The 12,417-nt window shown below is 63.0% G+C and carries 7 protein-coding genes and 2 pseudogenes; 2 read left to right on the top strand and 7 right to left on the bottom strand.

What is annotated here, in order from left to right; all coding sequences use genetic code 11:
* The first annotated feature begins 504 nt into the window (after positions 1-504).
* Positions 505-882, top strand: coding sequence for a photoactive yellow protein (pyp, locus tag FFS45_RS07495; protein ID WP_137954073.1), 378 nt, complete (start codon positions 505-507; stop codon positions 880-882).
* Positions 883-884: 2 nt separating this feature from the next.
* Positions 885-2,117 carry a 4-coumarate--CoA ligase gene (gene pcl / locus FFS45_RS07490; protein ID WP_137954072.1) on the top strand — a complete coding sequence of 411 codons (1,233 nt, stop codon included), beginning with the start codon at positions 885-887 and terminating at the stop codon, positions 2,115-2,117.
* Positions 2,118-2,240: 123 nt separating this feature from the next.
* Here the strand turns inward: pcl and FFS45_RS07485 are convergent.
* From FFS45_RS07485 to FFS45_RS07455, 7 genes and pseudogenes are all read right to left on the bottom strand, one after another.
* Positions 2,241-2,366 (bottom strand): annotated as a pseudogene (locus FFS45_RS07485) (IS3 family transposase); the annotation flags it as partial.
* 149 nt (positions 2,367-2,515) lie between these two features.
* Positions 2,516-2,781: pseudogene (locus FFS45_RS07480) on the bottom strand (transposase); the annotation flags it as partial.
* Between the two features lie 119 nt (positions 2,782-2,900).
* Complete coding sequence (locus FFS45_RS07475) at positions 2,901-4,106, bottom strand: MFS transporter (protein WP_137954071.1); 1,206 nt, start codon at positions 4,104-4,106, stop codon at positions 2,901-2,903.
* 118 nt (positions 4,107-4,224) lie between these two features.
* A complete protein-coding gene (locus FFS45_RS07470; protein ID WP_249362710.1) occupies positions 4,225-6,204 on the bottom strand; it encodes a bifunctional DedA family/phosphatase PAP2 family protein in 1,980 nt (659 codons plus the stop codon).
* Between the two features lie 487 nt (positions 6,205-6,691).
* Positions 6,692-9,811, bottom strand: a complete 3,120-nt coding sequence (locus tag FFS45_RS07465; protein WP_137954069.1) for an efflux RND transporter permease subunit — start codon at positions 9,809-9,811, stop codon at positions 6,692-6,694.
* Between the two features lie 42 nt (positions 9,812-9,853).
* On the bottom strand, positions 9,854-10,933 hold the full coding sequence (locus tag FFS45_RS07460) for a metal transporter (RefSeq protein ID WP_137954068.1): 1,080 nt from the start codon (positions 10,931-10,933) through the stop codon (positions 9,854-9,856).
* The gene (locus FFS45_RS07455; protein WP_137954067.1) at positions 10,930-12,321 is read right to left on the bottom strand and encodes a TolC family protein; all 1,392 of its coding nucleotides are present in this window, start codon (positions 12,319-12,321) and stop codon (positions 10,930-10,932) included. The genes FFS45_RS07460 and FFS45_RS07455 overlap by 4 nt, the downstream gene beginning before the upstream one ends.
* Positions 12,322-12,417 lie beyond the last annotated feature (96 nt).

Below are 12,417 nucleotides of genomic sequence, written 5' to 3'. Positions count from 1 at the left end.
CAATACCTAGCTGCCGCCTCGAAAACTTGCGCAACGTTAGCGACCACAAATGTATGGGGATCACATGTCAGGGAGGCGGACGGGTATCGGCAAGACCGGGACACCCAATTGACTGGTGCGCGTCATTCGTCCGGCCTCATGTTTGTTGCGATGCACGCCAAGTGATCGAGATGCCTCGTCTCTTTATCTTAGCGTCGATGCAGACGCTCGAGTTCCTCGGAACATCGACGACAGACCGGGAATAACTCAGTTTCGAGCTAATAATCCGCGATCCCGGGATCGCTCAAAATTCATACGGCGCACTCAGCCCCATCACCATGCGCGACGAAAACATGTTGCCAGCGGTCCCGCCCCGAAAACAAGGCAAAAGAGGGCCTGTCGCGACGGCCAGTCAGCGACAAAGAAATTTTGGGCAAACCTCAGGTACTGACATTTGTCGCCGTTAACAGAGTTGGGCCACAGCAGTCGGCACTCGTGGAATGAAACTCTGAACCGGAAGGCTTTATGGAAATCGTTGCTTTTGGCAAGAATGATATCGAAAACGTACTGGGAAGAATGAACTCAGCCCAACTCGACGGCCTATCGTTCGGGGCAATCGAAGTCGATTCGACGGGGAAAATCCTGAAATATAACGCCACCGAAGGCGCGATCACCGGCCGCGACCCCAAGACTATGGTGGGCAAGAATTTTTTCCGCGACGTGGCTCCGTGTACTAACCGGCCGGAGTTCAAGGGGGTGTTCGACGCGGGGGTAAGAGACGGCGATCTGAGCACGCTTTTCGAATACGTCTTCGACCATCAGATGGTCCCGACCAAGGTGAAAGTTCACATGAAGAAGGCCATCTCGGGCGATACCTACTGGATCTTCGTGAAACGGATCTGAAAGTGAATGCCTCACCGCAGTCCCCCGCCAGAGAATGGTATGAACCAGCCCGCGCGTTGGCGCGATTTCTCGCAGACGCTATTGTGGGCGAGTTAAACGTGCTGCGGCCCGGGGGCACCACGCTTGAACGGCCTCCCTGGTCGCCGGATCTGGCGATCGGAGAAGACGGACTCGGCCTCGACTCGATCGAACGGCTTGCCATAGCGTCTGCCCTATCGGAAATGCTGCAATTGCATGAGAGCGGAATTGAAGATCTGCTACTGACGCGTCGCTATTTCGGCGAATGGGTAGAGGTCGCCGCAAGAGGCTTGGAGTACCACAGTGCCCGGCTGGTTTTCCGGACCTCTGGCTCGACCGGCCAGCCCAAACCCTGTATGCATGCCATGGCAGACCTGGAGCAGGAGGTGAACTATCTCTGCGGAGCTCTGGCAGGAACGCGGCGCGTGCTTGCGGCCGTCCCCGCGCATCACATCTACGGCTTTCTCTTCACCGTGTTGTTGCCATTGCGGTTGGGCGGCATTGAAGTCATTGACGTCCGGCATATTACGCCTTCAGCGCTGCCGAACATGATGGCATCGGGCGATCTGGTGATCAGCCATCCTGCTCACTGGGCGCTGGTTGCCCGCTATGCTGGGCCACTCCCCGATGGGGTATCGGGGGTGACATCAACCGCCCATTGCCCACCCGAACTGGCGCAGACACTTACCGCGGAAAGCGGCCTGCAGCGCCTCATCCAGATATATGGAAGCACCGAGACGGCAGGCGTTGGTTTTCGCGAGACCGCCATGCCCAATTTCCAGCTGATGCCTTTCTGGCGTCGGGACGACGCAAATCCGCGGCATCTTATGCGCCGCGCAATTGACGGAACGCAAAGGAGCGTTACGCTGCAGGACCAACTCGAATGGGTAGCTCCGGATCATTTCACAATATCTGCGCGACTTGACAATGCCGTACAGGTAGCGGGCGTGAACGTGTTCCCGGAGCACGTGCGTGAAGTGCTATTGCAACATCCGCAGGTTGCTGACGCCGCTGTCCGCCTGATGAAGCAGCACGAAGGCGCGCGACTTAAGGCCTTCGTTGTCCCGGTGGCGGGGGCTGAGCCTGGGCGGCTGGTTGCCGAGCTTGAGCGCTGGACGACGGCACGGCTTTCCGCTCCGGAGAGGCCGAAAGCGTTTTCGTTTGGCGAGGAGGTACCCGTCAATGGCCATGCCAAGCTCGCGGACTGGGCTGCTTAGCGACAAAGCAACGTGGTCAAGACCCTGCATCTTCATTGCTGAACTGCTGGAACGATTTTGTCAGTCAATCCCGAAATTCAGTGCCAGCGTAATAGGGGGTGTGGCTAAATTCTTGGACTCGTTTTATGCTGCCATCCCTAGACTCTCCCGGTATTCGAACGGGCTGAGAGAGCCGAGCGAGACTTTGATCCTCTTTGCGATATACCAGCGAATGTACGAGTCAAACGTCTCAATGAATTGCTCGACGGTTGGAGTGACCCCTGGGACTGGACCAGGAATCGGTCAGAAACTAAGCCGCTTGCTGGGCGAGACGACCGGCCGCTCTCCCTGATGCGCATCAGTGTACTTGCGTCACTGAGTTTCTGCCCTTCGGGCAGGGGCGCGCCCTTTGAGATGTTTTTTAAAAGGTCGCGCTCCATCTTCACTTCTGCCAACTCTCGCTTGAGACGCCCCAGTTCCGCTTCGATCTCTGTCAGTGGTTTCTGGCTTTGTCCGACGTTCTCCAGTTTGCCATCCTTTGCCGCGCGAACCCAGTTCGCCAACGTCTTCATCGAAATAGACAGTCGACGCGCCGCTTCGGACACGCCAACGCCGTCAGTCATGGCAGCTTTATTGCCTCTTCACGAAATTCCTTCGTGTACACGGCTTTGGGGATTCGGTTCATCAATGCCTCCATTCCTCAAATCTACGGAATGTTGGCGTCCACTTTTTTCAGCCGACCTCAAGCGCCTGGTTGGTTGCTTCGAGTGCATTCATTGCAATGAAGTCGTTGATAAGAATCCATCAGGCCCGCGACGCCTCCTGTCGCGGCGCGTACCAGCACAGGAGCAACGGCACGACGACAAGCGCCCCACCAGCGAGAAAGGTGGTTGATGCGCCAAAGCGGTCCCACAGCCAGCCGGCCAGCGCGCTCGCGAGCAGCATGCAGAGGCCGCAGACCAGGTTGAACACGCCGAACGCTGTGCCGCGCAGCGCTGAGGGGGCCGTCTCGGACACCATCGCAGCGAGAATGCCCTGTGTGAAACCCATGTGCAGGCCCCACACGGCGGCACCAATGAACACTGACAGGGCCGACTGGCCCATGCCGAGCAGCAGATCGGCCGCGATCAGCAGTACCATGCCGAGCGCCAGCAGGAGGCGGCGATCCAGCCGGTCCGAAAGCACTCCGACCGGATAGGCCGACAGCGAATAGGCAAGGCTCATTACGACCATCACGCCGGGAATCCACGCCATATCCAGCCCGGTCTGCTGGGCGCGCAACACGAGAAAGGCTTCGCTGAAACGCGCGAGCGTGAAGGTTGCGCCGATGATGACGATGAACCAGTAGCGCGCCGGGAACTTGCGCAGCGCACGCCAATGAAGAGGAGAACGGAAGGTACGCCGCTCTGGTGCATGCCCGGGCTCGTCGATGCCGAACGCGATCAGGCCGATCGCGATGAAGGCCGGCACGACGGCGAACCAGAGGACCGTGCGGATGTGGTCGGCAAACCAGAACATCAGCGCGATGGCGAGCGCGGGTCCGAGGAACGCGCCAATGGTATCCATCGACTGACGCAGTCCAAAACACGCGCCGCGAATTTCCGGCGGCGCCACGTCCGCCACCAGCGCATCGCGCGGGGCGCCGCGAATGCCCTTGCCGACGCGATCGAGCAGGCGGGCCGTCACGACCCAGGCGGGCGTGGTCGCGAGTGGGAACAGCGGCTTAGTCAGCGCCGCCAGCCCGTAGCCGAGCAACAGCAGACCCTTGCGCCGGCCAAGCCAGTCACTGAGCGGCCCGGAGAAGACCTTGACGATCATCGCCGTTGCTTCCGCCGCGCCTTCGAGCGCGCCGAGCGCGGCCACGCTCATGCCCATTGTGGTCACGAGGAACACCGGGAGCAACGCGTGTACGAGTTCGGACGACAGGTCCATGAAGAGGCTGACGAAGCCGAGCGCCCAGACCGTGCGCGGAATGGCGATTCTGGTGACGGTAGGTGTGTTAGCGGTCATAGGCTGTCATGGGTAGAGGGAGTGCGATCGTGACACGCCTTCGTCCGCTAGCGAGCGGTGCAAAGATCCGGGCCTGTCTCACGGCGTAGTGTGGCATGATCATTCGCGGCTCAGCGTTTCAATGTGGTGACGCTGCGGAGACGGTTGGCAGGACCAGCAACGCGTGCCGGACCGACCCGGCGTCGATCGAAAGGCTCAACGTCCGCAAGCCTGCAGGCAACAGCGGGGAGATGCCGGACGGATCCGGCCAGTTTGTCGTGGTGCCGAGGGTGACCAGATGCCACGGCTGCGAAAACGCTTCCTGATACAGCGCGCCATACCAGACAGGTATGCCGGCGTCGCTGCCAGTCATCACCCTGTAGCGGGAACGCCACAGACGCACCACCCACCGGGTCATCGACCGCTGCGCATCGAATTTCACAAAGGTAAGTTGAGCGTTCGTGCCGTCCGCAAATTTCGGCAGCACGGGCAACGTGTCAATCGATGTCTTTGGCAACAGCCACTGCAAGGCGGACCTGACTGACCATGCCGGTGCGGCTTGCCAACCCGCAGACTCAAGTTGGCGCGTGACGACACGGTCACTGGCGGCCCATTGCAGTGGGAACTTTTCCTCTTCATCGCCGCTGATTTCGCTACGTCGGGCCGGTAGCGCGCGCCATCCACCATCAGTCCACTGGTTTAATGTGAGCGCGGTCTCGTGCGTTTCGGGGCTGTAGCGTGCGAGATCCGTCTGAAGATGTGCGGGGATCGCCCAGGCCCCGAAGATGACAATGACACCGCCAGTCACGCATGCCAGAATTTTTGGGCGTAAATCGTCACGCACCTGCTGGTAGGTATAGGTGCCAGCCACAACCGCAAACCATGCAAGCCCGAGGCTCCAGCCGCCCAGTACCCCCGCGAGCCAGTCTTCCCCGAGATACAGGCGAGCAAATCCGGTCATCGTGACCCAGAGGGCGACGATGACCATCACCGCGTTACGCCAGAGCGGTGCCTGCCGGCCGACCAGCAACCAGCAGAGGAACCCGTACACAAGCAGGGTGAACGTCGCATGCCCATCTGGAAGGGGCGCATGTGCGACGCCCGTGTGCCAGTTCAGTGGCCGGACGTAACTGCCTCCGGGCTCGACCACGGGACTCAGTGCTGCGGCTATACCGACCGTGACTACCCACCAGCCTGCGGTGCGCCAGCACCGTCGCACGAGCAGCGCGATCAGGACACCGGCGGCCACCAGCAGACCGGCGTCATAGCCGCTCAACTCTATGATGCCCACCATCAGCTGATCGGTCAGCGACGTACGCAACGTCTGCAAGAAACTGTAGAGCGCGGTGTCGGCGCGCACCAGTGGATCCTGTGCGACCACGTCCTGCAGGATGCCAAGGAACAGCCAGATACTGGCAATGAACAGCAGCGTTAACATGGCCAGCGTCTGGAACTCCGCCTTGTCCGGATCGAGGATGAGCATCAATCGTCCCGCCAGCTCCGGATGCCGTCGCCTAAGGCGGCGCAGCGCGAGCCCGACGGCGTTGCCAGCAAGCGGTACGCCCCGTTGAACAGCGACGCGTGTCAGCCGCACGACCAGCCATACGAGTGTGGCCAGCACCAGCAGCATCACGGCAAGTCGGGCACTAACCGCTTCGGCCAGTTGCGCGGATGCGCCGAACACGATCCCCGGGCCGATATGCGCGAGAGACCACGCCAGCGCGGAGCCCACGTTGATCGGATAAAACCTGCGCCGCGGCATGTGCGCGGCGCCGACGACCAGCGGCACAATCGCGCGTACCGGCGCGAAGAAGCGTGCGAGGACGATACTTTTCCCGCCGTGCCGTTGAACGAAGCGCTCGCCCCGCTCCCACAGCGCCGCGTGTCCCTTATCGACCCACCACGTGCGCACTTCGCGGTGATACCGGTAGCCAAGTTCGAAGCTGATGCCGTCGCCCGAGATTGCCCCCAGTGCGGCAATGACCAGGGTCGCCCAGGCATTCAGCACGCCTGCGCCGATCAGCGCGCCGGCGGCAAACATCACGATTCCCGCAGGGATGATTGTTCCGACGACCGCCAGCGATTCCGCGCATGCGACGCCGAAGACGATCGCCAGCACGATGTAGGGGTGCCCGCTAATGCTGTTGAGCCATGCGTGCATATGCAACTCAAAGAAAATAATGTACCCGGCGGGGCACCGGGTCCGAAAGGGTAGCCGCACGCTGCGAGATGCCTTTGCCGATCACAACAGCACGACACGGACATCCCAGGCGTGACGGCCACCCGGGTGGCCGTGTCACGACGCTATATGCCAACGACCGGGCCGCCCCGCCCCAGTCAGGTTGCTGCCGTACAACGAACACCACAGGGCGTCGATGTCCCGGTTTTCTCTCCGGCAGCGCATCCGGGCGCAGGCTTGCTCACCAGCAAAGAACATGCGGCACCTGCCATCATGCAGAGGGCGTCGAACGTGTATCGAGTGGTCGACATGGCGATTCTCCTCATTGAGGAAACTAGCCCCCGCTGTGTTTCAAGGTTTACGGCACCAGTCGCACCGAAAACGCCTCGTTGTCCTGCCTGCACGCTGGCAGTCAGACTGCTTTGCCCTATCCGTTCGATGACGTTGCTTCCACATCAGCCAGCGTGTCGCGCTCGAATCGTCCGTAGCGTAGCGCGAGTGCCGGCAGCACGATCAGGTTCAGTAGCGTCGAGGTGGCGAGTCCGCCGAGAATGACGATCGCCATGGGCCCCTCGATCTCGTTGCCTGCCGCGCCACTCGTGAGCGCCAGCGGAAGCAGCGCGAGCGCGGTCACGAGCGCCGTCATCAGGATCGGGATCAACCGTTCGGACGCACCGCGTACCGCGGCGTCGATGCCCCACGGCACCCCTTCGACATGCACGAGGTGTTCGAGGTGGCTGATCAGCATAATCGAGTTGCGCAGCGAGATGCCGAACAGGGTCACGAAGCCCACCATGCCGCCGAGTGACAGGTTGGCACCGGTGAGCAGCACGCTCAGCACGCCACCCACCAGCGCGAACGGCAGGTTTAGCATGACCAGCGCAACCCCTCGCCGGCTTTTCAGCGCAAGGAAGAGCAGCAGTGCAATGCCGACCGCGGACATCGCGCCGTATGCAAGCAGGTCGTGCTGTGACTGCGCGCGTGCCTCGCTCTCGCCGGAGAACACCGCGTAGGTGCCTTTGGGCATCACGATTTCGCGATTCACGCGCGCCTGCGCTTCGCCGACAAAATCGCTCACCGCACGGCTGCCGAGGTTGACCGAGACGGTTTGCATCCTTCGTCCGCCGTCGTGCGTGATCTGGTACCGGCCAGATACCTGCGTGATGGCCGCGAGTGCGCGCAGCGGTATGGCCAGCCCGTCCGGATTGCGCAGCATCAGCGAGCCGACGTCGGCCAGATCCTTGCGCGCAGCGGGCGCGAGAACCACCGTGACGTCGTAGCTCCGGCTGCCTTCGTAGGTTTGGGCGACTGTCGCGCCCTGCCAGGCGCTCTGGATCGCATCAAGCACGTCCACCGGCCGGAAGCCCCAGCGGCTCAACTGGTCAGGCTTCAGCCTGACGTCAAGTTCCGGGATGCCCGGAGGTGATTCAACGTTCACGCCTGCGGCCCCATGGATCGTCCCGAGCAAACGGGCGATCTCCTGGGCCTTGCGGTCAATCACGTCGAGGTCATCACCAAACACATTGACGACGACGGGCGCTGTGACGCCAGAGATGGTCTCGTCAATGCGCTCGACAAGGAACGTATTGACTGACGTGGTAAGACCGGGAAAGCGCGCGAGCGCTTGCTGGATGTGGCGCAGTGTCGTGCTCTGCCGGGCCGCGCCCATCGGTTCGAGGTCGACCTCGAACTCGCTCAGTTGCACACCGACCGGGTCGACCACCTCGTTGGCCCGGCCGGCGCGTTGCGCGACCAGGCGCACCCCAGGGATATGTATCAGCGCCTGCGAAACCTGCGTGCCGATGCGCATCGACTCGGTGAGCGACGTGCCAGGCGCGAGTCCCATATGGACGATGAAGTGGCACTCGCGCAACTCCGGGATGAAATTGCCGCTCATGAACGGTAGCGAGGCCAGGGCCGCGACGCACATCAGCGCGACGACCACCATCACTGTCTTTACCCGCTGCTCGACCTTCATGAGCACCGCGGTATAGCGCGTTTTCAGCCAGGTGAGGAATCGGGGCTCGTGTGCCGGCAACGGGCCGCGGGTCAACAGCGCAAGCGCCATCGCTGGTGTAAGCGTAAGCGCCACGCCGAGCGACGCCAGTACCGCGAGGATGTAGGCCACGCCGAGCGGCGCAAACAGCTTGCCGGCAATTCCCGAGAGCGTCAGCACCGGCAGGAAGATCAGCATCACAATAAAGGTGGCGAAGACTACTGCGCTTCGCACTTCGAGCGATGCGCGCAGCACGACCGGGAACGACGGAAGGGGTTCGGGCCGGCTACGATTCTCGCGCAGCCGCCGGTAGATGTTTTCGACGTCGATGATCGCGTCATCGACCACTTCGCCGAGTGCGATCGCGAGGCCGCCGAGCGTCATCGTGTTCAGGCTCACGCCGAACGCACTCAGGACGATGATCGCGACCAGCAGTGACAGCGGAATCGCGACGGCTGAAATGACCGCGGTCCGGATATTGAGCAGGAACAGGAACAGCACCGCAATCACCAGCACCGCGCCGACCAGCAATGCCGTGCGCAAATGGGCGACAGCCACGTCGATGAAATTAGCCGGCCGGAACACGTTCGTGTTCAGGTCGACACCTTGCTGGGCCAGGACCGGCCTGAGCGAGGCGAGCGTCTTCTCGATGTCGTTCGTGACAGCCAGCGTATTGGTGCCGTACTGGCTTTCGAGCACCAGCATCACGCCCGGCTGCCCCATGATCGACGCTGCACCCACCGCCGGCGCACTGCCCCATGTGACAGTCGCGACATCGCCTAGCCGCACGGCTGCGCCATTGCTCCAGCGCAGCACTACACCGGCCAGTACGTCGGGTGTTCTGATCTGACCATCGGTATTGATGGCGATGCGCTGATTGGCGTTCTCGATGAAGCCTGCGCCGCGCACGCCAGTGGACGTGCGGGCCGCAGCGATCACGTCCTGGATCGACAGGCCGTAGCGCATCAGCTTCACCGGATCGACCTGGATCTGCAGTTGCCGCGTGTCGCCGCCGAATACGATGGTATCCGCGACGCCAGGCACGCTTAACAGTTGCGGCTTGACCGTCCACTGCGCGATGTCATAGAGGTCCATCAGCGAGCGTGTCTTCGACGTCAGGCCAAGGGTGCGCACCACACTCGTCGTGGTGGTGAGCGGCAGCAGCCTGGGCGGTTGCACGCCAGCAGGCAGCGTCGCGATCAGTGCATTGACGCGCTCGGACACCAGCTGCCGGACCTGCATCAGGTTCGCATGGCTGTCGAACACCACCGTGATCGCCGACAGTCCCTGCAGCGACTTCGAACGCATCGACTGCAGACCGGCCATGCCGGCGAGCGCGTTTTCGATCCGTTGGGTCACAAGGGTCTCGACCTGCTCGCTCGTCAGACCCGGCGCCTCGGTCTGGACGATGCTCATCGGCGGTGCGAACTCCGGAAAGACATCGAGCTTCGCGCGCGTGAGCGTATAGAGACCGTAGCCGGCCAGCAGCACGGCAAGCGCGTATATAACGCCGCGAAAGCGCAGCGAAAACCGGATGATCGCGTTGAGCATGAGCAGTTGCTGGTTTCGTGTTGTGCGCAGGAGGGTGACGGATCAGTCATCGCATTCGGGCGGATCCTTGCAGGCCGTGGCAATCCCTTGTGGCCGCAGTTCCTCGGAGAGCAGCAATTGCGCGCCATCGATCACCACCTGGTCGCCGGCATGAAGGCCGCTGCTCACAACGAGTCCCTGATCGCCCGTGTACGTCGTCGTGGCCGCAACGAAGCGCCGTGTGAAGCGGGTCGGCGCGGTGCGCACATAGACCCATCGTTGCCCGCCGTACCACACGACGGCACGTTCAGGAATCGCAATCCCGGATGTACCCGGATTCGACGACGGCAGGTGCGCGCTCGTCCGGGTGCCGACGGGCAGCGTGCTGCCGGTCGCATAGAAGTACGGGTTGCCCTGCACCGCCGGGTCGCCTTGCGGCGAGGCGGAGAGCATCTGCGCCGCGACCTGCTGGCCGTCGGGGGTGTCGACCGTGATCTGCGCGGGTGCGGCGCCGGTGTAGTCGCCCGGCAGCGTGACCCGCAACACGCTGGTGCGCCCAGTCAGCAGGCGCTGGAACAGGCTCGAGGCCGGTGCCATCGCGGCGCTCGTGAGCGCGTCGCCGAACTGCTGCCGCATGGTCGCTTCCAGACCGCTTTGCGCCGATTCGGCCGCCCGCAGCTTCGCCTGATCCGCCTGCATCACCGCCCCCGCGTCCTGCAGGCTCTTCTGCGAGATGTTGCGGTCGTCCTCGAAAAGCACACGGCTGCGCTCGTACTGCGCCCGGGAGTTGCCGGCCTGTGCGCGCAGAGTCTCGTAGTCCGCCCGTGCCGTGGCCTGGCGGTTGCGTAGATCGAACAGTGGCTGCAGGTCGACCACCGCCGCGTATGCATCGTTTGACGGCCGGATCGCCACGGCCACCAGTGGTGCGACGTCGATATGGCTGGCGCGCTGCACATCGGCTGCGACCACCACCACCGTTTCACCATTGACCGTTTGCACTGTCGGCACCGGCTGGCCGGGCGCGACTTGCGCCGATGCGCCGGACGCGCTCGGGCTCGCGTCGAAGGTCCGGTGGATGTACCATCCCGCACCCGCAACCAGCGCCACAGAGGCAACGGAAAGGAGAATCAGTCGGCGTTTCATCGTGATATCTCGTCCTGGGTCACGGTGGGATTGGCTGTTTCCGGTGCGAGGGGCCGCTGCATCGCGTCTTCAAGCCTGCCGGCTGTCTGCTGTGCGGCGACCACGGCGTCCAGATGGGTAATCTCGCTCGCCTGGTAATCTGCTCTCGCCTGGGTTAGCGCCAGACGGTCGGTGTTGCCGGCCGTGAAGCTCGCAGCCTGGCTGTCCAGCAGCTTTCGCGCGGTGGCGAGGTGTGCGACGGAGAGTTGCACCGCGTCAAGGCTCGCCTGGTATTGGGTGAGCGCATGGTCGAGATCGTTGAAAATCGTGTCCTGCAAGGCCGTGGTGCGCGCGACGGCCTCCTTGCGTTTCGCCTCCGCCTGCGCGATGCCGCCCTGGTTCTGGTCGAAGACCGGCAGCGTGATACCGGCGAGCCCGAACGCGATCTTGTGCGTGCCGGTGTCGTACGTGTAGCCGGGACCGAAATGGATGTCCGGATACTGCTTCGCGACCTCGAGCTGCAGCGCCGACTCGGCGGCCGCATAGTCGGCAAGCGATGCGAGCAGATCGGCGCGATGGAATACGGCCTCGCGCTGGACCTCAGCGGCGGGTGGCGCAGGTGGGGCAGCGCCGAACGTGTCGAGATCGAGCTGGACCCCGTCGAGCGCAGCCACCGGCACGCCGATCGCCATTGCGAGCAGCGCACGCGCGTCGTGCTCCGCGCTGCGTGCGGCGGCAAGATCGGCCTGTGCCTGGGTGGCTGCGAGCACTGCCGCGTCGACGTCCGGTCCGGAGTTTTCGCCAACCGAGCGGCGTTTCGTCACCATCGCGACGATCTGCTGCTGTGCATCGACCTTGCGCGACAGGAATGCGGTGTGCTGCCGGGCGGCGTAGAGCGAAATCAGCGCGTCGCGCACCTGGGTGCGCACGGTCCACGCCTCGTTGCCGATGGCCAGACGCGCGGCTTCCGACAGGTGCGATGCCTGGTCGATCCGGTAGCCGCGCTTGTGCGCGGTCTCGACCGGAATGTCGAGCGCAGGGCCGACGACCCACGGCGCACCGGGCCCCGGGTTCGGCGTCGCGTACTGGAACGGCAGTTGCAGCACCGGGTTCGGAATCGCACTCGCGACGTCGATGCCTGCTTTGGCGGTGCCCCATTGTGCCCGCGCGATATCGAGGGCTGGGCTGTAGTAGTCCGCTGCGAGCGTGAGCATCTCGCGGTTCCAGCGCGGCAGCGGCCACGGATCGATATCGTGCCCGACCAGCCGGCCGAGGTACGCACGCAAATCAGCACTCGCAAGCGTACGCTCCTCGAAGCGTTGGGCGAGTTGCATCGGCGCGATCGGCTGCGGGTGATAAGTTGCGCAGCCCGCCAGCAGGGCGCAGGCAAGCAGCCATAATCGACGCATATTGGCATCCATGGGTTTATTGGCCACGTGACCGGATGGTGACAGACCTGGATGCTACGCAAGCGGTTGTGAAGTTTTCGTCAAGAAGACGTCAAG

This window comes from Burkholderia sp. 4M9327F10, assembly GCF_005503145.1.
Classification (GTDB): Bacteria; Pseudomonadota; Gammaproteobacteria; order Burkholderiales; family Burkholderiaceae; genus Paraburkholderia.
The sequence above is the reverse complement of the archived record's forward strand: the minus strand, read 5'-3'. Positions and strand labels throughout refer to the sequence as shown.

Bases quoted from the DNA above. Each gene is read 5' to 3' on its own strand.
- FFS45_RS07455 (WP_137954067.1), bottom strand. From the start codon at position 12,321: ATGCGTCGATTATGGCTGCTTGCCTGCGCCCTGCTGGCGGGCTGCGCA.
- FFS45_RS07475 (WP_137954071.1), bottom strand. From the start codon at position 4,106: ATGACCGCTAACACACCTACCGTCACCAGAATCGCCATTCCGCGCACG.
- FFS45_RS07465 (WP_137954069.1), bottom strand. From the start codon at position 9,811: ATGCTCAACGCGATCATCCGGTTTTCGCTGCGCTTTCGCGGCGTTATA.
- FFS45_RS07460 (WP_137954068.1), bottom strand. From the start codon at position 10,933: ATGAAACGCCGACTGATTCTCCTTTCCGTTGCCTCTGTGGCGCTGGTT.
- pyp (WP_137954073.1), top strand. From the start codon at position 505: ATGGAAATCGTTGCTTTTGGCAAGAATGATATCGAAAACGTACTGGGA.